The organism is Blastococcus mobilis, from assembly GCF_900188025.1.
Classification (GTDB): Bacteria; Actinomycetota; Actinomycetes; order Mycobacteriales; family Geodermatophilaceae; genus Blastococcus_B; species Blastococcus_B mobilis.
Map to the genome: position 1 here is coordinate 82,182 of NZ_FZNO01000005.1, position 20,795 is coordinate 102,976.

28 protein-coding genes are annotated in these 20,795 nt (G+C 73.9%); 18 read left to right on the forward strand and 10 right to left on the reverse strand.

The annotated features are described in order from the left end of the window. Positions 1 to 3 precede the first annotated feature (3 nt). The gene (locus CHB94_RS06070) at positions 4 to 702 is read right to left on the reverse strand and encodes a DUF4383 domain-containing protein (RefSeq protein WP_089335684.1); all 699 of its coding nucleotides are present in this window, start codon (positions 700 to 702) and stop codon (positions 4 to 6) included. A gap of 100 nt (positions 703 to 802) precedes the next feature. Between CHB94_RS06070 and CHB94_RS06075 the strand changes: the two genes are divergently transcribed. After that, on the forward strand, positions 803 to 1,132 hold the full coding sequence (locus CHB94_RS06075; protein ID WP_089335685.1) for a tetratricopeptide repeat protein: 330 nt from the start codon (positions 803 to 805) through the stop codon (positions 1,130 to 1,132). Positions 1,133 to 1,484: 352 nt separating this feature from the next. Here CHB94_RS06075 and CHB94_RS06085 read toward each other — a convergent pair whose 3' ends face one another. Then, positions 1,485 to 2,240 carry an adenosylcobinamide-GDP ribazoletransferase gene (locus CHB94_RS06085; RefSeq protein ID WP_089335687.1) on the reverse strand — a complete coding sequence of 252 codons (756 nt, stop codon included), beginning with the start codon at positions 2,238 to 2,240 and terminating at the stop codon, positions 1,485 to 1,487. A gap of 40 nt (positions 2,241 to 2,280) precedes the next feature. Then, positions 2,281 to 2,832: a histidine phosphatase family protein gene (locus CHB94_RS06090; protein ID WP_089335688.1), complete on the reverse strand. Its 552-nt coding sequence runs from the start codon at positions 2,830 to 2,832 to the stop codon at positions 2,281 to 2,283. A gap of 137 nt (positions 2,833 to 2,969) precedes the next feature. Between CHB94_RS06090 and CHB94_RS06095 the strand changes: the two genes are divergently transcribed. Next, positions 2,970 to 3,758 carry a Fic family protein gene (locus CHB94_RS06095; RefSeq protein WP_089335689.1) on the forward strand — a complete coding sequence of 263 codons (789 nt, stop codon included), beginning with the start codon at positions 2,970 to 2,972 and terminating at the stop codon, positions 3,756 to 3,758. A gap of 64 nt (positions 3,759 to 3,822) precedes the next feature. After that, the gene (locus CHB94_RS06100; protein ID WP_089335690.1) at positions 3,823 to 4,791 is read left to right on the forward strand and encodes an aldo/keto reductase; all 969 of its coding nucleotides are present in this window, start codon (positions 3,823 to 3,825) and stop codon (positions 4,789 to 4,791) included. A 1-nt stretch (position 4,792) separates the two neighbouring features. On the opposite strand, the gene CHB94_RS06105 is transcribed toward CHB94_RS06100, so the two are convergent. Both CHB94_RS06105 and CHB94_RS06110 read right to left on the reverse strand, forming a co-directional pair. Next, positions 4,793 to 5,065, reverse strand: a complete 273-nt coding sequence (locus CHB94_RS06105) for a hypothetical protein (RefSeq protein ID WP_089335691.1) — start codon at positions 5,063 to 5,065, stop codon at positions 4,793 to 4,795. A gap of 52 nt (positions 5,066 to 5,117) precedes the next feature. After that, entirely contained in the window at positions 5,118 to 5,966 is an 849-nt protein-coding gene (locus tag CHB94_RS06110) for an HAD family hydrolase (protein WP_089335692.1), read from the reverse strand. A gap of 126 nt (positions 5,967 to 6,092) precedes the next feature. Here CHB94_RS06110 and ssd point away from each other — a divergent pair, with 126 nt between their 5' ends. From ssd to CHB94_RS06130, 4 genes are read left to right on the forward strand one after another with little or no spacing between them, the layout of a single operon-like run. Continuing rightward, entirely contained in the window at positions 6,093 to 7,160 is a 1,068-nt protein-coding gene (ssd, locus tag CHB94_RS06115) for a septum site-determining protein Ssd (RefSeq protein WP_089335693.1), read from the forward strand. Then, a complete protein-coding gene (locus CHB94_RS06120) occupies positions 7,157 to 8,299 on the forward strand; it encodes a TadA family conjugal transfer-associated ATPase (RefSeq protein ID WP_089335818.1) in 1,143 nt (380 codons plus the stop codon). The genes ssd and CHB94_RS06120 overlap by 4 nt, the downstream gene beginning before the upstream one ends. Continuing rightward, positions 8,296 to 9,084, forward strand: a complete 789-nt coding sequence (locus CHB94_RS06125; RefSeq protein WP_089335694.1) for a type II secretion system F family protein — start codon at positions 8,296 to 8,298, stop codon at positions 9,082 to 9,084. The genes CHB94_RS06120 and CHB94_RS06125 overlap by 4 nt, the downstream gene beginning before the upstream one ends. Then, on the forward strand, positions 9,081 to 9,812 hold the full coding sequence (locus CHB94_RS06130) for a type II secretion system F family protein (RefSeq protein WP_089335695.1): 732 nt from the start codon (positions 9,081 to 9,083) through the stop codon (positions 9,810 to 9,812). The genes CHB94_RS06125 and CHB94_RS06130 overlap by 4 nt, the downstream gene beginning before the upstream one ends. Before the next feature lie 345 nt (positions 9,813 to 10,157). Here the strand turns inward: CHB94_RS06130 and CHB94_RS06135 are convergent, their stop codons facing one another. Next, positions 10,158 to 10,490 carry a hypothetical protein gene (locus CHB94_RS06135; RefSeq protein ID WP_089335696.1) on the reverse strand — a complete coding sequence of 111 codons (333 nt, stop codon included), beginning with the start codon at positions 10,488 to 10,490 and terminating at the stop codon, positions 10,158 to 10,160. A 59-nt stretch (positions 10,491 to 10,549) separates the two neighbouring features. Between CHB94_RS06135 and CHB94_RS06140 the strand changes: the two genes are divergently transcribed. From CHB94_RS06140 to CHB94_RS06165, 6 genes are all read left to right on the forward strand, one after another. Next, on the forward strand, positions 10,550 to 11,968 hold the full coding sequence (locus CHB94_RS06140; protein WP_089335697.1) for a phage terminase large subunit: 1,419 nt from the start codon (positions 10,550 to 10,552) through the stop codon (positions 11,966 to 11,968). 324 nt (positions 11,969 to 12,292) lie between these two features. Then, positions 12,293 to 13,630, forward strand: coding sequence for a phage portal protein (locus CHB94_RS06145; RefSeq protein WP_089335698.1), 1,338 nt, complete (start codon positions 12,293 to 12,295; stop codon positions 13,628 to 13,630). Between the two features lie 14 nt (positions 13,631 to 13,644). Next, a complete protein-coding gene (locus CHB94_RS06150; protein WP_089335699.1) occupies positions 13,645 to 14,667 on the forward strand; it encodes a minor capsid protein in 1,023 nt (340 codons plus the stop codon). A gap of 32 nt (positions 14,668 to 14,699) precedes the next feature. Continuing rightward, a complete protein-coding gene (locus CHB94_RS06155; RefSeq protein ID WP_089335700.1) occupies positions 14,700 to 14,981 on the forward strand; it encodes a hypothetical protein in 282 nt (93 codons plus the stop codon). Between the two features lie 100 nt (positions 14,982 to 15,081). Next, on the forward strand, positions 15,082 to 15,684 hold the full coding sequence (locus CHB94_RS06160) for a hypothetical protein (protein ID WP_089335701.1): 603 nt from the start codon (positions 15,082 to 15,084) through the stop codon (positions 15,682 to 15,684). Positions 15,685 to 15,887: 203 nt separating this feature from the next. Beyond that, entirely contained in the window at positions 15,888 to 16,700 is an 813-nt protein-coding gene (locus CHB94_RS06165; RefSeq protein WP_089335702.1) for a hypothetical protein, read from the forward strand. A gap of 68 nt (positions 16,701 to 16,768) precedes the next feature. Here CHB94_RS06165 and CHB94_RS06170 read toward each other — a convergent pair whose 3' ends face one another. From CHB94_RS06170 to CHB94_RS06185, 4 genes are read right to left on the reverse strand one after another with little or no spacing between them, the layout of a single operon-like run. After that, positions 16,769 to 17,068: a hypothetical protein gene (locus tag CHB94_RS06170; protein ID WP_089335703.1), complete on the reverse strand. Its 300-nt coding sequence runs from the start codon at positions 17,066 to 17,068 to the stop codon at positions 16,769 to 16,771. Continuing rightward, positions 17,065 to 17,301 (reverse strand): hypothetical protein, encoded by a 237-nt coding sequence (locus tag CHB94_RS06175; RefSeq protein ID WP_141137430.1) that lies wholly within the window; start codon positions 17,299 to 17,301, stop codon positions 17,065 to 17,067. Before CHB94_RS06175 ends, CHB94_RS06170 begins: the two co-directional genes overlap by 4 nt. Next, complete coding sequence (locus CHB94_RS06180; protein WP_089335705.1) at positions 17,298 to 17,591, reverse strand: hypothetical protein; 294 nt, start codon at positions 17,589 to 17,591, stop codon at positions 17,298 to 17,300. The genes CHB94_RS06175 and CHB94_RS06180 overlap by 4 nt, the downstream gene beginning before the upstream one ends. Positions 17,592 to 17,623: 32 nt before the next feature. Continuing rightward, positions 17,624 to 17,851, reverse strand: a complete 228-nt coding sequence (locus CHB94_RS06185; protein ID WP_089335706.1) for a hypothetical protein — start codon at positions 17,849 to 17,851, stop codon at positions 17,624 to 17,626. Between the two features lie 151 nt (positions 17,852 to 18,002). On the opposite strand from CHB94_RS06185, the gene CHB94_RS06190 reads away from it, so the two are divergent. The 5 genes from CHB94_RS06190 to CHB94_RS06210 all read left to right on the forward strand — a co-directional run bounded on the left by CHB94_RS06190 (position 18,003) and on the right by CHB94_RS06210 (position 20,736). After that, the gene (locus CHB94_RS06190; protein ID WP_089335707.1) at positions 18,003 to 18,332 is read left to right on the forward strand and encodes a hypothetical protein; all 330 of its coding nucleotides are present in this window, start codon (positions 18,003 to 18,005) and stop codon (positions 18,330 to 18,332) included. Then, positions 18,332 to 18,688: a hypothetical protein gene (locus CHB94_RS06195; protein WP_141137431.1), complete on the forward strand. Its 357-nt coding sequence runs from the start codon at positions 18,332 to 18,334 to the stop codon at positions 18,686 to 18,688. Before CHB94_RS06190 ends, CHB94_RS06195 begins: the two co-directional genes overlap by 1 nt. A 1-nt stretch (position 18,689) precedes the next feature. Then, positions 18,690 to 19,085 carry a hypothetical protein gene (locus tag CHB94_RS06200; protein WP_089335709.1) on the forward strand — a complete coding sequence of 132 codons (396 nt, stop codon included), beginning with the start codon at positions 18,690 to 18,692 and terminating at the stop codon, positions 19,083 to 19,085. A 2-nt stretch (positions 19,086 to 19,087) separates the two neighbouring features. After that, positions 19,088 to 19,516 (forward strand): tail completion protein gp17, encoded by a 429-nt coding sequence (gene gp17 / locus CHB94_RS06205; protein WP_176445437.1) that lies wholly within the window; start codon positions 19,088 to 19,090, stop codon positions 19,514 to 19,516. A gap of 260 nt (positions 19,517 to 19,776) precedes the next feature. Continuing rightward, on the forward strand, positions 19,777 to 20,736 hold the full coding sequence (locus CHB94_RS06210) for a hypothetical protein (protein WP_089335711.1): 960 nt from the start codon (positions 19,777 to 19,779) through the stop codon (positions 20,734 to 20,736). Positions 20,737 to 20,795: the final 59 nt, after the last annotated feature.

A 20,795-nucleotide genomic window follows, 5' to 3' on the forward strand; every position in this document is an offset into this window, starting at 1 on the left:
GGGTCAGGCCTGGCGGGCGTCGAACTCCATCCACACCCGGCGGCGGTCCGCCCGGCTGGTCACCTCGGCCATCGCGGCGACCCGACGGCGCTGCTCGGCGGTCGCGACGTGGTTCACGACGGCGATCTCGGCGGCCCGCATGGCCCGCTCGGCGGCGAACTCGGCCGGGGTGGACGGGTACTCCGGGGGCTCGGGCGCCGGTAGCGCGCGCGAACCGGCGTAGGGGCTGTCCGGAGGCAGGTTCCCGGTCAGCCGGCCGTAGGCGCCGAGCAGGAGCAGCGTGAGCCCGGCGGCCGCGGAGAAGGCCACGTTGCTCATCTCGAAGGCGAGCACGTTGAGGCCGGTCCGGAGGACCGCCAGGTTCGCCAGCGCCGACACGATGAACAACGAGCCGACGACGATCATGATCGTCGAGGCGACGCGCGGATCGCGCGCGGCCGCGACGACCAGGACCGCCGCCGTGATCACGGAGATCGTCGACAGCAGGCCGTTGGACGACATGCCGAGGATGGGCTCCCCGCTGGTGGAGAAGAAGTCCAGCCCGCCGGCGAACCCCAGCAGCCCGAACACCAGGATCACCAGGGCGACGGTGACGGCTCCCGCCCGCTGCACCGCGAAGACCCGCGAGTCGTAGGAGCGGCCCTCGTCGTCGGGCGCGGGCGCGGTCGTCGTTGGACGGTGCGGGAAGTGGCGCAGTTGCATCGGGAGCTCCTCGGGGAGGGTGTGATGCGCTGTCTTCTGCCGGCGGACGGCATCCGGATGCGGCGGGAAGGCGGGCGGGCGCGCCGGCGTTGAGGTGCACATGACCCAGCCGTTCGAGATCGACCTGCACTCGGAGTTCCTCCGGGCCGACCTCTTCCTCGCCATGGGCCAGCCCACGGAGGCGGCCCGCATGCTCGAGCGCGTCGTCGCCGCGGAACCCGCGAACGAGGCCGCCCTGGAGCTGCTGGCGCGGTCCTACTTCGGGTCGGCGCAGCTGGCCCGATCCGAGGAAACGCTGACCCGGCTGGTCGAGCTGGCGCCCGCCAACGGGTGGGCCCGCCGTGCCCTGGCGCGCACGCTGGAGCGGCAGAGCCGGGCCGCCGAGGCGGTGAGCCACCACCGGATGGCGGACGCGCTCGGCGCCGCCTGATCAGCCGCGCTCACCAGCGCGAACGCCGCCGATCGCCCTGTCACCTAAGATTGACGCAGCGTTAGGACACGCCGCTGCGGCGGGAAGATGCGCTGGTGGGCGGGTCGTCCGCCGCGCTCCGGGAATTCATGCGCCCATGAGCATTCTCGGAAGGTTGATGGGAACTGCAGAGACCGCAGCCCGGAGCGGCGCACGTGGCGGCCGCACCACGGCACGTCCGGCGCGCGGCGTGGGTCGGCCCACGGGTCGGCGCGGGATGGGCCGTGGGCGGACCGCCACCCCCGCCACGAGTGGCGGCATCGGCCGCATGGTCGAGGGGTTCCTGCGCCGCCGCTGACCCAGGGCGGCTCGGTCAGAGGGCGACCGCGGCCACCAGCAGGGTGGCCGCGGTCGTCGTCTCGCCCATGGCGCCCATGACGTCGCCGGTCACGCCGCCCAACCGGGCGCGGGCACGGCGGTGCAGCACTTCGGCCGCGAGCAGACCCGCCAGCGCACTTCCCGCGAGGCGGACGGCCGGCCCCGGGTCCCCGGTCGTGCCCGCCACGAGCAGGGCCGCCAGCACGGCAGCCCACCCGGCGAACCAGCGAACCGAGACGGTGCCCCGGACCAGCGCGCCCAGCGACGAGCCCTCCGCCGTCGCCACCCCGGGCAGTCCCGTCCGTGCCATCGCCAGCCGGGCCACCGTGACAGCGGACCAGAAGGCCAGCCAGCCCCAGGGCGTTTCCAGGAGGGCCGACAGGCAGGCGATCTGCAGCAGCAGGGTCAACACGAGCGTTACGACGCCGAACGGGCCGACGTCGCTCTGATGCATGACCTGCAGCGCCCGTTCCCGGCCCCGCAGCGGCCCGAGTCCGTCGGCGGTGTCGGCCAGCCCGTCGAGGTGGAGACCTCGCGTGAGCAGCGCCAGGACGGCGATCCCGAGCACCGCGCCGGCCAGCGGGGAGATCCACCGGTCGCCGACGACGGCGACGCCGGTTCCGATCCCGCCGAGTGCGAGGCCCACCAGCGGCGCCCAGGGGAGCACGCCGCGTGCCGAGGCCGCCGCCGCCCGGGGTACCGGCAGCACGGTGAGGAGCGCCGCCGACTCCAGTGGACCGGTGAGCCTCATCGCCGCTCCGGGTCCCGTCGGTGCTCGCTCGCGGTGTTCCTCACGCGATCAGCTCCAGACGGGTCACCGTCCCGTTGGGCGGGGTGACGGCGGGCATCGCGTCTGGACCGAGGCCGGCCACGACCGCCTGCGCCGCGCGGATCGTGTCGCCGTGCGTCACGAGCGCGATGACGTCGGCGGGAGGTTCGGCGCCGAGGTGCTTCAGGAAGGCTCCCACCCGGCCCTGCAGCTCCGCCAGGCTCTCCCCGCCCGGCGCCGACCAGTGCGGATCGGTCCAGTCGACGATGTCCCACAGCTCCCTGGAGGGCCTTCCCTCCAGCTCGCCGTACCCCTGCTCGCGCAGCGCCGGGCTGGTGACGATCGGCAGGCCGGTCGCGCGGGCGCAGTGCTCCGCGGTCTGCACCGCACGGACCAGATCGCTCGAGATCAGCGCACCCGGGCTCAGGCCGGCCAGCTCGGCGGCGGCCGCGCGGGCCTGCTCGTGCCCGAGCGGGGTCAGCGGGACGTGCGCGGTCTGACCCTGCATCAGGCCGGCGGCGTTCCACTCGCTCTGTCCGTGGCGGACGAGCAGCAGGGTCAGGGGACGGGCCATGGCGGGGGATCGTAGGCGAGGGGCGTGCGGGTGCCGGGGGCCCGCCTCGTACCGTCGTCGTCGCGGCCGAGCCTGCGAGGCACGCATCGACACAGCAGCTCTGGTCACGGGACCGACGAGCGCAGCGAGGAGAGCACGTGAGCATCCCCGTCCGACCGGGTTCCGCCCGCCCCGCGGCCGGTCCCACGGCGCCCGACCCGCTGGCCCCGCTGCTCGACCTCCCCGGTGTGCGCGACGCCGCCGACGCCGCCCGCGCCGGCATCGACCGGCTGCTCGGGCACCGCGTGCTCCGCCAGGAGTCCGCCGGGGTCAGCACCGAGTCCGCCCTCCGGGGCGCCCGGGCCTCGGCGGCGCTGGAAGGCGCCGACATCCCGCTGGCCCAGCTGCGGGCCGGGGACGTCGGTGACCCCGTGGTGCAGGGGGCACTGCGCGTCTCCGCAGGGCTGGGCTCGATGGTGGAGACGTGGTCGCGGGCGCCGGGCCAGGTGCTCGCCCGGCTGCACGTCCTCGCCGCGGCCGACCTGGCCGATGCCGCCGGCCTCGGTCGGCCCGCGCAGCACGCGGGTCCCCGCCTCTCCGGTCTGTTCTCGCTGGTCACCGCCGGCACGACGGCGCCGGCGGTGCTCGTGGCCGCGCTGGTGCACGGGGAACTGGCCGCGCTCGCCCCGTTCGGCACCGCCGACGGGATCGTCGCGCGCGCGGCCGGACGGCTCACCGGCATCACCCGCGGCCTGGACCCGAAGGCCGTGTCGGTTCCGGAGGTGGGGTTCGCCGAACTCGGCAGGGATGCCTACGCGCAGGCGCTGGCCGGCTACGCGTCGGCCACCGAGGCGGGGGTGGCGGGCTGGCTCGTGCACTGCTGCCGGGCCACCGAGCACGGCGCCCTGGAGGGTCTGGCGATCTGCGAGAGCCTGCTCCGCGGCTGACCCGGCTGACCCGGCTGACCCGGCTGACCCGGCGGACGCCGGCTCGGGCGCGAACACTGATCGGGTGGAGTATCTCGACGTCGACGGTCTGGGCCCGGTCAGCCGCATCGGCCTGGGCACGTGGCAGTTCGGCTCGCGCGAGTGGGGTTACGGCGACAGGTACGCCGATCAGGCCGCCGTCGACATCGTCCGCCGGGCCCGGGCGCTGGGCATCACCCTCTTCGACACCGCCGAGATCTACGCCTTCGGCCGGAGCGAGCGGATCCTCGGATCGGCGCTCGGGGCCGAGCGTGGCGCGGTCGTCGTCGCCAGCAAGATCTTCCCGGTCGTGCCGGTCCCGGCCATCGTCCGGCAGCGCTGGGCGGGCAGCGCCCGGCGGCTCGGGCTGACGCGCATCCCGCTCTACCAGGTGCACCAGCCCAACCCGGTCGTGCCGGACTCGGTGATCATGCCGGGGTTCCGGCAGTTGCTGGACGAGGGCGGGATCGGCGCAACGGGCGTCTCGAACTACTCGCTCGAGCGCTGGCGCGCCGCCGACGCCGCACTCGGTGTTCCGGTGGTCAGCAACCAGGTCCAGTTCTCCCTGGCGCACGCCGGCCCCCTGGACGACCTGGTCCCCTTCGCCGAGCGGGCGAACCGGATGGTGATCGCCTACAGCCCGCTCGCGCAGGGCCTGCTCGGCGGCCGGTACGGCGCAGACCGCCGCCCCGGCGGCGTGCGGGCGGTCAATCCGCTGTTCGGTACCGAGAACCTGCGCCGCGTGGCACCGCTGCTGGGCCTGCTGCGGGAGGTGGCGGCCGCCCATGACGCGAAGCCGGCGCAGATCGCCCTCGCCTGGCTCATCGCATTGCCGCGGGTGGTCGTGATCCCGGGCGCATCGAGCGTGGAGCAGCTGGAATCCAATGCCGCGGCCGCCGGGATCTCGTTGCGTGCCGACGAGTTGGCCGCGCTGACCGCCGCGGCGCGCGCCTTCTCCCCGGTCTCGGGTGCGCGGACCCTGGTCGACCACGTGCGGGAGCGGTTCAGCGCCTGAATCAGCGAGGGGAGAGCAGGAACCCCACGACGGCGCAGAGCACCACCCCGCAGGCGCCGGCCGCCGCGGCCGCCAGCCACGCTCCCGTGAGCCCACCGGCCGCCGCCGCGACGAGGATCGACAGCCACGGACCGGACAGCGAGAGGAACAACCCCCACCGCCGGGCGCGCGACCGGTGCCGTCGGCGGGCGGCGATGCGGGTGGACTGGCCGAACACCACCGCGGCGACGCAGACGGCCAGCACGGCCAGCCAGGCGAGGACCACGGTGACCACGTCGGCAGGATGACCCACCGGACGGCGCCGGCGGGGGCGCCTCGCCGGGACGTCAGGCCCCGCGACCGCGCCTGCGGCCCGACACCGGGCCGGGGTCGTCGACGGCGAGGACGTCCGCCCGGAGCGCCCGGTGCCGGGCGTACCAGGCGAGGCCGACGACGGCCGCGCCCACACCGACCGCGGCACCGGTGACCACGGGCGCCGGCGGCGCCGAGAATCGCGCGCGCATGCTCACCGGCCGGGTGAACTGGAGAACCGGCCAGCCGTGCTCGAGGGCCGCCTTGCGCAGCCCGCGATCCGGGTTGACCGCCGTGGGGTGTCCGACCGCGGAGAGCATCGGCAGGTCGGTGATGGAGTCGCTGTAGGCGTAGCAATCGGCGAGGTCGTAGCCGCCGTCGGCTGCGAGCTGCCGCATCGCGGCCGCCTTGTTCTCCCCGTAGGCGTAGAACTCGATCTCGCCGGTGTAGCGGCCGTCCTCGGTCACCATCCGGGTGGCGACGACCCGGTCGACCCCGAGCATCTCGCCGATCGGCTCCACCATCTCCGCGCCGCTGCTGGAGACGATGACGATCTCGCGGCCCGCGGCGCGGTGCTCCTCGATCAGGTCCGCCGCCTCGGCGTAGACCAGCGGGTCGACGATCTCGTGCAGCGTCTCTCGGACGATCTCGTGCACGGTGGCGGCGTCCCACCCGGTCACCATCGCCGTCAGCTGGGCCCGCAACCGCTCCATCTGCTGGGCGTCGGCGCCGGCGAGGGAGAAGACGAGCTGCGCGTACGCGGTCTTGAGCACGGCACGCCGATTGATCAGCCCACCGTTGAAGAACGGCCGGCCGAAGGCCAGGGTGCTGGACTTGGCGATGACCGTCTTGTCCAGGTCGAAGAACGCCGCTGCGCGGGTCACAAGGCACGACTCTAAGTGGATCGGTTGGCGGTGACGGGGCCCGCGCGCCGTCCACACCCGTACGGGTCATCCACAGTTTCACCGCCGTTCTGGCACTGTCTGCCCATATCCCGGTGAGGTCGGGGCGTGTCCCCTTCGTGCGCGTCCGCCCGCCCCCTCGTCGTCAGCACCGACGAGGGCCTCCTCGACGAACTCCTCCGGCTGCTGGCCGCTGCCGGGGCCGAGCCGGAACTCGCCACGGGTGGGCCGGCGTTGCGCCGCGCGTACCGGCAGGCCCCACTGGTCCTCATCGGGGCCGACGCCCTTGCTTCGGGAGTGGTCCAGGCCCTGCCGCGCCGCCCGGCCGTCGTCGTCGTGGCCACCCGGGAACTGCCGGCCGCCGACTGGGCCGGCGCCGTGGAGCTCGGCGCCGAACGGGTCGCGGTGCTCCCGGGCGACGAGTCCTGGCTGCTCGCCCGGTCCACGGCTGCGGTGCGCGCCCCGGTGGAGCGTGGCCGGCTGGTCGTCGTGGGCGGGTCCTGCGGGGGTGCCGGTGCCAGCACGGTGGCGACGGCCGTCGCGCTCGCGGCCGCGCCGGGGGTGACCCTCGTCGATGCCGACCCCTGGGGTGCGGGCCTGGACCTGCTGCTGGGCGCGGAGCGGAGCGACGGCCTGCGCTGGCCGGAGCTGGCCGGACTGCGCGGACGGGTGGCGGGAGACGCCTTGCTGGCGGCGCTGCCCGACGTCGGCGGTGTCCACGTGCTGGCCGCCTCGCGGTCATCCCCCGGGCACGTCCCCGTGGAGGCGCTGACGGCGGTGGTGGATGCGGCTCGGGCCGTGGGCTGCCCCGTCGTCGTCGACGTGCCGCGGAGCGCCGGCGGCGACGCGACGGCTGTGGCCGCCGACGCGGATCTGGCGTTGTTGGTGGTACCCGCACGGCTGCGGGCCGCCACGGCGGCGCGGCTGCAGGTGGAGGCGCCGGACTCCCCGTGGGCCGGGGCCCACCTCGTCGTCCGCCGCATTCCCGGTGGGCTCACCTCGGAGGAGGTCTCCGACGTGGTCGGATCCCCGGTCCTCGCCGAGCTGGCGCACGACCGGAGCGCGGTGCCGCGAGGGGAGCGGGGGGAGCCGCCCCTCGTCTCGCCCCGCTCACCGCTCGGCGTGGTCGCGAGGCGGGTGTGGGGCGCTCTCCGCTCCCCAGCGGACCCGCGGTGAGCGCGCCCGGGCTCCTGGACCGGGTCCGCGCCCGGCTGGCACTGGAAGCGACACCACCGACCCGGGCCGCGGTGGCCGCGCTCGTGCGGGACGAGGCCGGCGGCCTTCTCGGGGACGACGACGTCCTGGCGGCTGTCCGCGACGCCGTCGACGAACTGGCCGGCGCCGGTCCGCTGGAGCCGCTCCTGCGCACGCCCGGGGTCACGGACGTCCTGGTCAACGGGCCCGAGCAGGTGTGGGTCGACCGGGGGTCGGGCCTTGAGCCCGCGCCGGTGCGGTTCCCCGACGACGACGCGGTCCGCCGGCTCGCCGTCCGCCTCGCCGCCACGGTCGGCCGGCGGCTGGACGACGCGGCCCCCTGGGTGGACGTCGGCCTCGCCGACGGCACCCGTCTGCACGCCGTCCTGCCCCCGGTCTCGGGCGGCGGCACGTGTCTGTCCCTGCGGGTGCTGCGCCGGAGCACGCACACCCTGGCCGACCTCGCGTCCCTCGGCACGTTCCCGGGCGAGAGCGAGGAGCTGCTGCGGTCGCTCGTCGGCCGGCGGCTGGCCTTCCTGGTGACCGGTGGGACCGGGTCGGGGAAGACCACCCTTCTGTCCGCCCTGCTCGGTGCCGCCGACCCCGGTGACCGGCTCGTGTTGTGCGAGGACGCCGCGGAACTCGCCCCCGCGCACCCGCACGTCGTCCGGCTGGTCACCCGCCCACCCAACGTGGAGGGCGTCGGGTTGGTGACCTTGCGCGATCTGGTGCGACAGGCGCTGCGGATGCGGCCGGACCGGATCGTGGTCGGCGAGGTCCGGGGCGCCGAGGTCACCGATCTGCTCGCGGCCCTCAACACCGGTCACGAGGGGGGCTGCGGCACGCTGCACGCCAACCGGCCGGCCGAGGTGCCGGCACGGCTGGAGGCTCTCGGCGTGGCGGCCGGCCTGGATCGCGCGGCCGTACACAGCCAGGCCGCCGCCGCGCTGTCCCTCGTGGTGCACCTGCGGCGCACGCCGCAGGGGCGGCGGGTGACCGAGGTCGGCGTCCTGCGCCGGTCGGGGGACCAGGTCGTGGTCGAGGCGGGATGGCGAGCCGACGACGGCGACTGCCCGGCCGCGGGCCGGCTGCGCCGGCTGCTGGTCGAGGAGCCGTCGTGATCGGCGCCCTGTCGATCGCGGCGCTGGCGGTGCTGCTCTGGCCGGACGGACGAGGCCGGGGTGCACAGCGACTGCGTGCCATGGGGCACCGGGCCGACATCCGGCGAACGTCCGGCGAACGACCGGTTCCGGCAACGGCCGCAGTCCTGTCGGCAGCCGTGGCCGCCGTCCTCAGCACCCCTCTGGTCGCCGGTCTCGCGGCCGGGGTGGCATTCCTCGGCGCCCGGTCCTGGGTGGCCCGGCGCTCGGAGCGGCGGGTGGAACGCCGGCTGGAGTCGCTGACGGAGGGCCTCGGCGCGCTCGCCGCCGACCTGCGCAGCGGGAGGGCCCTCGACGCCGCCACCGAGGCGGCGCTCGCCGCCTGCGCGGACGCGGAGAGTGCAGCCGCCCTCGCCTGTGCCCTGCGGGCCCCCGCTGCCGCCCCCGCCCCTGGACCGGACCAGGAACTCACCGCGGCCCTGCAGCGGATCGCGGCGGGAGTGCTGCTCAGCACCCGAACCGGGTGCTCGCTCGCCGCCGTCACCGCCGCTGTCGAGGACGACCTGCGCGCACGGCACCGTCTGCGGCTGCACCTGCGGACGGCGACGGCGGGACCCCGGGCCAGCGCGATGGTCCTGGCCGGGCTGCCGCTGCTCGGCCTGGCCATGGGCAGCGGGGTGGGCGCCGACCCGTGGAAGGTGCTGACCACGACGGCGAGCGGGCAGGTGCTGATGGTCGTCGGGACCGCGCTGGAGCTGGCGGGGCTGAGCTGGTCCGGACATCTCGTGCGCCGGGCCCTCCGGTGACGGGCGCCGCCTGGCCGGGCCTGCTGGCCCTCGCGGCAGCTGTCCTGGTCTGGTCCCCGCAGGCACGGCTCACGGCCCACCGCGTGCGCAGTCTGCGGCCGACGCCCGAGCCGGCCGGCGTCGCGAGCGTGGGGCCGACCCGGCGCCGTCGCTGGTTGCTGGCCGGCGCCGCCGGGGTGGCGGCCGGGCTGCTGGTGGGCGGGCTGTCCGGGGCGGCGGTCGCGCCGGTGGTCGCCGTTGTGGGTGAGCGGTGGCTGCGGACCACGGAGGAGGGTGGCGGCGCCGACGACCGGACGACGCTGCTGCGCGAGCTGCCCGCTGCCTGCGACCTCCTCGGCGTCTGCCTGTCCGCCGGCGTCCCCGTCGGTACGGCGCTGGCGGCGGTGGGCGCCGCAGTGCCGGCTCCGCTCGGTCCGCACCTGGCCGGTGTGGCCGCGCTGGCCCGTCTGGGCGCCGAGCCGCGGCGGGCCTGGGCCGACGTCCCGGTGGAGCTCGCCGCACTGGGGCGGGTCCTCGTCCGGGCAGGGGAGTCCGGGGCGGCCGCGGCACCGGCCCTGCGAGCGCTGGCCGCGGACAGCCGGGCCTCCCTGCGCGCCGGGACCGAGGCCGCCGTCCAGCGCGCCGGGGTGTGGGTGCTGGCACCGCTGGGCGCCTGCTTCCTCCCCGCGTTCGTCTGCCTCGGCGTCGCGCCGTTGGTGCTCGGCATCGCCGCGGAGGTCTTCCGCTGACCGCTGTCCACAGTCCGTCGGTCGCTCCACAGATCACCGGCGGCCCTGGAGCGGACCCCGGTCCGGCGGAAGGGTCGGATCACGGCCCGCGGACGGCGGGCCCCGACGGAGGAGACACCGTGGCGAGCACCCCGAACGCAGTCGAGGACCCGATCGAGCCGGACGAGTCACAGCGGCAGGAGGAAGGCGGGCCGACGTGGCTCTCGCACCGCTGGGCCGCCGTGCGCGCGACCGGCGAGGCCGGCATGAGCACCGCGGAGTATGCCGTCAGTAGCGTGACGCGAAATCGCAGCTCACAGGCTCCCTACCTGCGCAAACGCCCCTGCGGGCGGACGGTCCGATGCCTCACGATGCCTCCCGATGGTCCACTTTCCCGGGTACAGTTCGGGTACAGCCCGGGTACGAGCCGGCGAGTTCGCGGGCGACGGCGATGAGGTCGTCGGCGGTTCCGGCCCACCCGTCGCGGCTGAGCGCCATCATGGCCCGGCACGCGGCGTCGTCGCCGGCCAGGGCGCGCACCGCGGTCGCCTGCGCCCGCATCAGCGCCGCCCGGGTGCGGGCCTCGTCGGCGATGCCCTGATGCGTCGTCGCGGCGTGATCGGCGAGACGCGCGAGCTCCTCGAGTCGGGTCGGGTCCGGGGCGGGCAGGTCCAGCGGCAGCTCATCGGGTGGGGTCACGGCGCGGAGTGTGCTCCGAACCCCCGACGGAGCAGCGCGTTCACGGACGGTCCGAACGCATGGCGACCGTGTGGGATCTGGTGCTGGAGGGCGTGCTCGCCGAGTACGACCCGAAGCCCCCCACGCTGCCCGGCTACGAGCCGCAGCCCAAGCAGTCGATCGCCGAGCAGCTGGCCGGCGAGGTCTTCGAGATGCTGTACGGCGGCGCCGCGGGTGGCGGCAAGAGCTACTGGCTCCGGCACTCCGCCGTCCTGTACTGCCTCACCCACCCCGGCGCGTACGTCGCCATCGTGCGGCGCACCCTGCCGATGCTGCGGAAGACCCATCACCGGCCGCTCCAGGACATCTGCCGCGGGCTGGCCACGCACAACAAGTCCGACCTGTCGTGGACGTTCCCGAACGGCGCCGTGCTGCAGCTCATCAGCCTCACCCACGACGGCGACGAGCAGGACTACAAGTCCGTCGAGTTCGACCGCCTGTACTTCGATGAGCTGACCGAGTTCACCGAGGCCCAGTACACGTACATGCTGACCCGGCTCCGGTCGTCGAACGGGCACCCAACGGCGGCGATCGGTGCGACGAACCCCGAGGGTGTCGGGTACGCGTGGGTGAAGCGCCGGTTCGTCAAGCCGCGGCCCGGGGACCTCGCTGAGGGCCAGGGGCAGCCGGTCGCGTGCGAGCCGTGGCGCCCGCCGCTCCCGGACGGGTCAGGTCCTGGCCGCGCCCGGGTGTTCGTGCCGGCGACGCTGCTGGACAACCCGGCGCTGCTGGCTGCGAACCCCGAGTACGAGATGACGCTGCGGTCGATGACCGACCCGCGGAAGCGGAAGGCGCTGCTCGAGGGCGACTGGGACGCGATGGACCAGGTGCAGGGCGCGCAGTTCTCGCTGACCAACATCGACAACCACCGCGTGCACAAGGCACCGGCCGACCTCGCCCGCGTCGTCGTCGGCTACGACCCCGCGACCACATTCACCGCTACGTCCGACGAGACCGGCATCGTCGCCGCGGCGAGCGCACAGGCGACCCGGCCCCGGCAGATGTACGTGCTCGCCGACCGGTCTGCCCGCTTCGGCAGCCCCGAGCAGGCGGCGCGCACCTGCGTCGACGTGGCGTGGTCGGTGCAGGCCGACGCGATCGTGTACGAGACCAACCAGGGCGGCGACTACGTGAAGGCCGCGCTGAACTCGGCGCTCCGGCACGCGGTCAAGGAGGGCCGGTGGAAGGGCCCACTGCCGAAGGTCCTCGGCGTGCACGCCAAGCGCGGGAAGGCGCTCCGCGCGGAGCCCGTTAGCGTCTACTACGACCAGGGACAGGTGCACCACGTCGGCCCGTTTGAGGAGCTCGAGGGGCAGATGACGACGTGGACGCCGGGCAACGACTCCCCGGACCGTCTCGACGCGCTCGTCTACGCAATCACTCACCTCGAAGAGAAGGCCGCGCCGGCCGGGCCGGTCCCCATCCGCTCACTGTGGTGATGGTTGCCCGCGCCGGCTGAGCGCGGACGGTCGTCGGTGTCGGCTTCGGCCGGCTGGCGTCGCTTGGCTCCCGGGTCCGGCTCATGGCGTCGGGGAGCCTTGAGCCCCCATTGAGCACCCTCGCGGTCAGTCGACAAGGCACGCGGGCCGACGGGCCCGGTCGGCGCGGTCGTCCGGTCAGGAACCGGCGCATGAGGAGGGACACCAGGGGACTGCCCCACCTACGCGCCGCCCCGGTCATCACGGCCGGGGCGGTTGCGTTCCCACCCGCGCCTCCGTGACGAGTAGCGCTGACCCCGGACGGTCCGAGGCCGGAGGTGCCTCATGGACTACACGCGGATCCTGACGACCGCGATCAGCACGCTGCGAGCTCGTGGCGTGAAGGTGGAGCCACGGTTCGCGTACTACGACGGCCGGCACGACTGCACCCTCGGGTCGAAGGCTTGGAACGAGTCGTACCGCAAGGTCGTCGCCGGCGTGAAGGACAACCAGTGCCGGCTCATCGTCGACACCCGCGCCGACGCCGTCGTCCCGTCCGGTGTCGAGGCCGCGACCGATAACCCGTTCGAGCAGGCCCTCGCGCAGTGGGCGACCGACCTGTTCGAGCGGGAGGCCGACGACCTCGACGAGTTCGCCACGACCGCGGAGAAGTCGGGCACGCAGACCGTCATGCTCGTCGACTACGACGAGGCCGGCGAGGTCGCGCTGTACGCGGTCGACCCGCGCGCCGTGTACGCCCAGGTCAGCAAGTCCGGGAAGCTCCGCGCGCTCTTCCACGTCTACCGCGACGAGGGCGACCAGTTCACCTCCGCGACGCTGTACCTGCCGGAGAAGGCCATCAACTTCGGCACGACCAGCGCCCAGCTGCTCCCGGCACCCGAGGCGTTCCACGTCCGCGAGGAGATCCCGAACCCGCTCGGTGAAATCGCCGCGGTCGTTGTCGACCTGAACGGGTCCGTCCTCGACGACGCCATCCCGCTCAACGACATGCTGAACAAGAGCCTCCAGACGCAGGCCGTCGTCGGCGAGTCGTACGCGCTGCCGTTCCGCGTGTACCTCGGCATCGAGACCTACGACCCCACGCAGGGCGTCGTCGGCCCGGCGCTGCCGAGCATGAACCCGGCCACCGGTGGGCGTGACGTGTCCCTGCCGACCGTCGCCGACGCCGAGGGCGACAAGCGGCAGGTCATCCAGTTCGACAGCCCGGAGCCGGAGAAGTACCTCGCCGAGCAGGACAGCCTGCGGACCGCGATCGCGCGCCTGGCGCACATCCCGACGCACCTGGTGCAGCTCGGTGGCGCCCCGATCAGCGGTGACGCGCTGGAGATCGCGTCGATGCCGTTCGTCGGGTGGCAGGCCGCCGCGATCCGCACCACGTACCGGCGGGCGTTCCGTGAGGCCGCCCGGCTGGCGGTCCGCCGGCACCTGTACAAGCTGACCGGTCGCCCGATGGACGCTCCGGCGCTCGACGTGAAGTTCGCGCCGATCGCCACCAGCACGACCAGCAGCCGGGTGCAGCAGATGCGCGACGCCGTCGACGCCGGCATGAGCCTCGCCGACGCGCTCGTCGAGTTCCTCGGCTGGGACCGGGAGGCCGCCGACCTCGCCGAGGCCCGCACCGCTGAGGCGTCCGCGCGGGCGTTCGACGCCGGCACCGTCTGAGCGAGGGCTGAGGGGTGACGGCCCGGCAGAGCATCGACGAGGTCGCCGCCGCGCACCGGCAGCGGCTGACCGATGAGCGGTCGCAGGCGACCCGGAACATGCGCGCGGCGTACGTCCGGGTGCAGCGGTCCGTGGCCCGCGACCTGGCCGCGTTGCAGCGGCGCATCGACGCGGCCCGCGCGGCGGGTGAGCCGGTAAACGTGGCGTGGCTGGACCGGCAGGCCCGGTACGCCGCGCTGCTGACGAACCTGACCGAGGCGCTGAACGCGCTCGCTGATGCGACGGCGACGGCGACCGTGACCCTCGTCGACGGGGCGCTGGTCGCGGCGGTCGCGCACGGCACCGAGTGGGCGCACACCCTGAACATCACCGGTGGCCTCGGGGTGCTGAACCCGCTCGCCGCGGAGGAGATCGTCGGCGTGACGACCTACGGGCCGCTGCGTCGGCTGCTGCGGGAGCGTGCCGGGGAGGCCGTGACCGCAGCGCGGGACGTGCTCCGGGAGGCCGTGATGCGCGGCTGGGCGCCGAGCAAGACCGCCGCGGAGCTCCGGCGGGTCACCGACGGGGCGTTCAGCAACGCGAAGACCGTCGCCCGAACCGAGCAGCTCCGCTCGTACAGGGAGGCCACCAGGCGCGCGTACATGCAGAACCCGGCCGTCGCCCGCTGGCAGTGGTCGTCGCGCTGCCTGCCCGACAGGACCTGCCCGATGTGTTGGGCCATGCACGGCCGCCAGTTCGACGTCACCGTCCCGATGGGCACTCACCCGAACTGCCTGTGCGCCATGGTCCCCGTCGTGCCGTACGTCGACTACGGGCCGACCGGCCCCGAGCGGTTCGCCCGGCTGACCGCGGAGCAGCAGCGGAACATCCTCGGGCCGGCCGCGTACCGCGCGTACGCCGGCGGGGAGCTGCAGCTGGCCGACCTGGTGCACGAGCACCGGCACCCCGAGTGGGGTCTGGTTCGCCGCACCGGATCGCTGACCGCCGCGGTCGGCGCCGAACGGGCCGCGCAGCTCATGCGTCCCGGAGCCGACTGACAGCCACGCGTCGCTCCGGACGGTCCGGAGGCATGACCGTTCCCCGGCACGCTGCCCCCGTCATCCGCACATCCCGCGGCACCCGCATCCGTCGGGTTGTCGCCGGCGCGTGGTTCGCCCTGGCCGCCGCGCACCTGGTGCTCGCGTGGCCCGGTGAGCTCGTCTCCGTGGCGATGCTCGTGCCCGGCCTGGTGCTCGCCTCGTCGCTGCGGTGGTTCGCCCGGCCGTCGGTGGTCGCGCTGCGGACCGGCGCGGTCCTGCTGCTCGCGTGGGAGGTCGTCGTCGTGCTGAACCTGGTCGACCTGGCGGCCTGACCTCCGTGCGGCCGGGTGGGGCGGTCCGGACGGTCCGAGACACGCCCCGACCCGGGGCGGGCCCGCTCGTCGGGCACACCCGCACCAGACAGGACCGATCGTGACCACGACCGACCAGAACCCCGCCCCCACCGACGACGCCGCCGCTCAGTCCGCTGCTGCCCCCGCAGCTCCGGCCGGCGAGCCGAAGCTGATCCAGCTCACCCAGGAGCAGCTGGACAGCATGTTCAACGACCGCCTCGAGCGCGCCCGGACGAAGGCCACCGAGGAGAAGGCCGCCGCGACCAAGTCCCTCGAGGACCGCATCGCCGAGCTGGAGACCGCCACGAGGACCGCGACCGAGCAGGCCACGGCCGCGGAGAAGGCCGCCGTCGACGCCATCGTCGCTCGCGCCGCGGCGAACACGCACAACCCGGCGCTCGTGGCCGCGGCTGTCGACCTGGCCGGCCTCGGCAGCAAGGACGCCGCGACGATCGAGGCGAAGGTCGCCGAGTTCCTCACCGCAAACCCGTACCTGGTCAAGGCCGACGGCACGCCCGCCCCGGTCGTGCAGCCCACCCCCGGTGCGACCGCGAGCAGCGGCGCCGGCGCGCGGCTGCTCACCGAGGCCGAGATGGACTCGATGACCGCTGAGCAGCTCCGCGACCCGGAGATGATGAAGCTCTACCTGGAGTCGAAGGCCGCCCTCGCGAAGACCGCCTGACCTCCACGCGAACCGCCCCGGCCGCCCGCACCTCGGCCGGGGCGGTTCGGCGCGTCCCGGGGCAGCTGACGGGTTCCTTGACGACCCGCCGGCACACCGGACCGTGCATCTCACGCCAGCCGGGCGGCTCTTCGGCACTCCAGCGGATCACTGCCGCACACGCTGGGCGGCGCTCACAGCCACCAAGAAGGGACTGAGCCAACATGGCGCAGTACAAGGCCGCGGGCATCGACCAGAAGGTCGTGGCCGCCACCATCCACAACACCCTGTCCGAGCTGGAGGACTTCGCCGCCTCCTACACCCAGGAGTTCCAGGCGCCCATCAACGGGCAGAAGACCTCCACCGTCGTCATCCGCAAGCGTCCCACCGTGACGCTCGCCGCGATGCCGGCGAACCGCGACGGTCTGCTCCCGCGGACCAGCGCGGCCTCCACCTCGGTGGAGATCACCCTGACCGACGACGACTACTTCAAGGTCGCCGTCGACACCCAGGAGGTCGAGGCCGGCAAGATGTCGGTCGAGCTCGGCCAGGCCGGCGCTCGCGCCATCGTCGCGGCCGGCAACGCTCAGCTGCTCGCCACCCTCGAGGCCCGTGGCACCGAGGTCGAGTTCGTCGGTGACGCCACCGACGGTCAGGCCGTGTGGACCAACCTGGTCGGCATGGTGACCACGTTCCAGGAGGCTGGCATCGACTCCACCGGCCTGATCCTCGAGATCAAGCCGAAGGTGTGGGCGACCATCATCACCGACATCGCCACCCTGCGTTCGGCGCAGGACCCCCGTGAGGTCGCGAAGACCCTGCTGGGTGTCGCGCGCGTCCGCGTGGCGAACCTGCCGTCGGCGAAGGCGGTGCTGTCGCACCCCGACGCTGCGGCTCAGGCCCGGGTGCTCTCGGGCATCCGGAGCGGCATGGAGGACTTCGACGAGATCGTCGAGGGCCGCGTGAAGCTCGGCACCGAGGTGCTGGAGCCGGCCGCCGTCCTGGTCCTGGTCGCGCCGGCCCCGGCGACGGTCTGACCAGCCTGACGCACGTCGCAGCCCCTCACCTCCTTCGGGAGGTGAGGGGCTGCGACGTGCGTCTGGGGTCAGGGGAGCGTGATGGTCAGGCCGGCGTCCCATTCGACGATCCAGTCGGCACGGGAGCCGTACTGCTCCTCCCAGTACGCGACGGGGTAGGTGCCGGGCGGGAGGGTGTCGGGGTTGGTGTCGAACGCGTCGGGGCCGGACTCGTCGACGAGCGCGGCGAACGGGCAGGGGTGCTCGAGGTCGCAGCCGCCGTGGTCGCAGCGGAGGACGGGTGTGCAGGTGGGCGGGTGGTCGATGTGCCAGTCATCCTCTCCGTCGACGACGAGGGTGTGCGGTCCGTAGTCGGTCACGGCGCTCACGCCGGCACCAGCGCGGGGGCGACGATGGCCGCCACGGTGTCCCAGAGCTCCTCTGGGCAGCCGGGGAAGCCGGCCTCCAGCAGCCGGGTCATGACCCGAGCGGTCTCCGGGTCCAGCTCGGGGCGGAGCTGCCGTAGCGCGCCGGTCATGTAGCGAAGGGCGTTCTGGCGGTCCTGGTAGGCGTACGCGGCGTGGGAGACGTACCGCGCCCGCATGTCCACTGGCGAGCTCATGCCTGCACCAGCGCGGGGGTGAGGATGACCGACGCGGGCAGCGACCGCTCGGCCGCGTCCCACAGGTCCGCGGCGTGGGTCCAGTCGGTGCCGCGGGCGAGGGTGGCGATGGTCGTCCGCAGGTAGGTGGGCAGCTGGTCGACCATCTCGAGCAGGGCGACGGCGACGATGGCCTGCCGGCCGACGTGCGACGCGCACCTCGCGACGGGTGCGGTCCGGCGGAGGTACGCGCGGCGGAGGATGCGCAGCTCCCGTGGCGTGACGGTGGCGGGGGAGAAGAGGGTGGTCATGGTGGGGTTCCTTCGGGGGTTCGCTGGGATGGTCAGGCGGTGAGGGCGGGGCAGTCGCGGTAGCGGTGCTGGTCGATCAGCTCGCGGAGCAGGGCCTGCGTGAAGTGGCCGAGCTCGGAGTCGCAGTCCGGGCAGCGGGTCTTCCATCCCGAGACGACCCAGCGCGCGTTCGGCATCAAAGCCTTTTGCTGCTGCGCGGACATGACCTCGATGGGGAAGCGGCTACGGGGCCGGGGCCGCCGAGCGGTCGGGGCGGTCATCGGTGGCTCCTTCAGGGGTTCAGCGGCCGGGGGTTTCGGCCGCGTGGTCTGACTTGTCCGGACCCCTCCCGGCTGCCGCACGGATCCCAAGCCCCGGAGCCGATCTTTCTGATCTCGTGACGGCTCCGGCCGTTCGCGGACGGTCCGACCCATGACCCGCGACGACGCCCGCGCCTACGTGACGCTGCACGCCGGCACCGCAGTCAGCCCCACGCTGACCGATGCCGAAGTCGACGCCTGCCTCGACCAGGCCCGCCTCCGCGACAGCGCAGGCCGGTACGTCGGCGACGCCGGCTACGAGGAGACCATCTGGGCGACCCGCGCGGTCGTCCTCGCCTACGACGTGAAGCTCGCGAAGGTCGCCGCGAAGGTCGACCTGTCCGCCGACGGCGCGACCATCAACGCCTCCCAGGTGACCGCGAACCTCGAGCGGCTCCGTCGGTCGTGGCGGTCCCGCTGCATCCCAGGGGCGTCGGCCTGATGGCGACCACGGAGCAGCAGGACATCCTCGACCAGCTCGCCGACGCCGCAGCTGACCTCGTCGTGCTGATGCCGGCCCGGGCGACCATCGAACGCGACCAGGCCGCGGCCGGCCCGTACGGCGGCACCCGCACCGTCGGCACGGTCGTCGCCGCGGACGTGCCGTGCCGGTGGAAGCGGCTGTCGGGCAGCCAGGCGACGGAGACGACGCAGTACAGCGTCGCTCTGCCGGCCGGGACCGACCTGCGGACCGGTGACCGCGTCCGCGTCGACCACCTCGTGCTGGTCGTCGCTGCCGTTCTCGGCGGCAGCTACGCCGTCCAGACGAAGGCGCTGTGCGCCGTGGCGGTGGCCTGAGATGCCCCGCCCCGACATCCGCGTCCAGATCATGCGCGACGGCACCGGCAACGCGATCCGGATGACCGACGAGGCCGTCACGCTGCTCGTCGCCGAGGCGACCGCCGCGGTCGAGGGGTTCGCGAAGATCGAACTGGACGAGCTCGTGTACTCCCAGCCACCGGCGCCGTCCGGGTACGTCCGCACCGGGCACCTGCTCAACTCCGTCGGGCACCGCCTCACCGGCCCGACCGAGGGTGAGGTGTTCGCGTCGGCCGAGTACGCCGTGCACGTCCACGAGGGGTCGGTGCACAACACGCCGGCGAAGCCGTTCCTGGTGAACGCGCTCCGCCGGGAGAAGCGCCGCACGCCGGCCCGAGCCCGCCGCATCGCGCGGCAGTTGGGACTGACCCAGTGACCGTGAACGCCATCGCCGCTGCGACGCAGCACGTCGTGAGTCGCCTGTACGCGTCTGCGGCCGTGACCGCGCACGTGCCCGCCGAGCGCAAGCGCATCGTGCAAGGAGCCCTCCCGAACCCGGAGGAGGCGGAGTACCCGCTGATCTTCGTCCTCACGTACGGCGATCCGGTCGACACCCGGTACAACAACGCCCGCCGGGCGCTGACGGAGGTGACGGTCAGCGTCCGAGTGGTGATGCCGGCTGACGACCTGGGCCCGCTGGTTCCGATCGCGGTCGCCGTCGACGAGGCCCTGGACGGCACCCGCGGCGAGACGGCCACCGGCACCGTCGTGTCGTGCGTGCGGATCTCCGAGACCGAGATGGTTGATCGGGTCGCCGGGCAGACGGTCCGCTACCTCGGTGGCCGGTACGAGCTGCTCGTCAGCTGACCGGCCCCGGCGAGGTACTTCGCCAGCTCGCCGCAGTTCGCCGGCACCTCGCCGGTCCTGGGATTCGGTGACCTCGCCACCTGCTCGGGCCTGTTGCACACCCGACTTCGCCACTTCGCCACCCCCCTCTCTAAGGGGTGGCGAGGTGGCGAGGTGGTGGGCGGCGCGGGAGTCGGCATGGGTTCCCTGACGACACGCGCGCACTCCGGACGGTCACGGGGCGGAAGCGCTTCCACCCCCAGTCCGTCAGGAGTACGCACATGGCATCCGCCAAGACCGCCGTCGAGCAGGTCGCCCAGGTCGGTATCGAGGCGACGGCCGGCGTGGCCGCTGCTGCGACCTGGCGCCCCCGCACGACCACCATCAAGATCGATGGCAGCTACGACATCGCCGAGCACCGTCCCGGTGGCTCGTACTACGTCGCGAGCACCTACCTCAACGCCGAGTCCTCGTCCGGGTCCGTCACCGGCGCGGTCAACCTGACCGAGCAGCGGCGCTACCTGGCGCTCGCCTTCGGTGCGCCGGCGACCGCGGAGACCGCCGTCGGCTCCGGCGTGTACGCGCACACCTTCACGATGCAGCCCGAGCGGCCGACGTGGACCGTCGAGTACGGCGACGCCACGCACGCGGCGCGGGCGGCGTTCGTGTACGCGACCAGCTACGAGCTGGAGTTCGGCCGGAACTCGGGCACGTCGACGTTCAGCATGAACCTCGGCGGCGGGCAGTTCACCGACGGTGTCGCGCTGACCAGCGCCGGCGTGGAGGAGCTGGCCGACGAGATCGTGCCGGCGCTGCGGGTGTCGCTGTACGCCGACACCTCCCTCGCCACGCTCGGCTCGACGAAGGTCGACAACGCCCTGGCCGTCAAGTTCAGCGTGACCGACCTGCGGGCCGGCAAGCAGTACCTGGACGCGGCCAAGCCGAGCATCAGCAAGGTCGTCAACACCGTCCCGACGGTGGGGTTCGACCTGACCGTGGAGGCCGACTCAGCCGGCCGCGCGTGGCTGCAGAAGCTCCGCGACCGCGAGGTCACCTACCTGCGCCTCGAGGCGCTCGGCGAGGGCGGCCACAAGCTGACCATCGACGCGCCAGTCATGGTCAAGGAGGTCCCGAACCGCGAGGACGAGGACAACGTGTACGTCGCCAAGTACACCCTGCGGATCGTCAAGGCTGACGACTTCGAGCTGACCGCGACCCTGGTCAACGGCCTCGAGGACTGACCCCGCCCGGCGTGACCCCGGCCCGGCTCCGTGCATCCGCGGAGCCGGGCCGGACCGTT

Bases quoted from the DNA above. Each gene is read 5' to 3' on its own strand.
- CHB94_RS06090 (WP_089335688.1), bottom strand. From the start codon at position 2,832: ATGGCCCGTCCCCTGACCCTGCTGCTCGTCCGCCACGGACAGAGCGAG.
- CHB94_RS06195 (WP_141137431.1), top strand. From the start codon at position 18,332: ATGGCGACCACGGAGCAGCAGGACATCCTCGACCAGCTCGCCGACGCC.
- CHB94_RS06175 (WP_141137430.1), bottom strand. From the start codon at position 17,301: ATGAGCTCGCCAGTGGACATGCGGGCGCGGTACGTCTCCCACGCCGCG.
- CHB94_RS06070 (WP_089335684.1), bottom strand. From the start codon at position 702: ATGCAACTGCGCCACTTCCCGCACCGTCCAACGACGACCGCGCCCGCG.
- CHB94_RS06145 (WP_089335698.1), top strand. From the start codon at position 12,293: ATGGACTACACGCGGATCCTGACGACCGCGATCAGCACGCTGCGAGCT.
- CHB94_RS06165 (WP_089335702.1), top strand. From the start codon at position 15,888: ATGGCGCAGTACAAGGCCGCGGGCATCGACCAGAAGGTCGTGGCCGCC.
- CHB94_RS06210 (WP_089335711.1), top strand. From the start codon at position 19,777: ATGGCATCCGCCAAGACCGCCGTCGAGCAGGTCGCCCAGGTCGGTATC.
- CHB94_RS06180 (WP_089335705.1), bottom strand. From the start codon at position 17,591: ATGACCACCCTCTTCTCCCCCGCCACCGTCACGCCACGGGAGCTGCGC.
- CHB94_RS06185 (WP_089335706.1), bottom strand. From the start codon at position 17,851: ATGACCGCCCCGACCGCTCGGCGGCCCCGGCCCCGTAGCCGCTTCCCC.
- CHB94_RS06140 (WP_089335697.1), top strand. From the start codon at position 10,550: ATGGCGACCGTGTGGGATCTGGTGCTGGAGGGCGTGCTCGCCGAGTAC.
- CHB94_RS06155 (WP_089335700.1), top strand. From the start codon at position 14,700: ATGACCGTTCCCCGGCACGCTGCCCCCGTCATCCGCACATCCCGCGGC.
- CHB94_RS06200 (WP_089335709.1), top strand. From the start codon at position 18,690: ATGCCCCGCCCCGACATCCGCGTCCAGATCATGCGCGACGGCACCGGC.
- CHB94_RS06190 (WP_089335707.1), top strand. From the start codon at position 18,003: ATGACCCGCGACGACGCCCGCGCCTACGTGACGCTGCACGCCGGCACC.
- CHB94_RS06085 (WP_089335687.1), bottom strand. From the start codon at position 2,240: ATGAGGCTCACCGGTCCACTGGAGTCGGCGGCGCTCCTCACCGTGCTG.
- CHB94_RS06075 (WP_089335685.1), top strand. From the start codon at position 803: ATGACCCAGCCGTTCGAGATCGACCTGCACTCGGAGTTCCTCCGGGCC.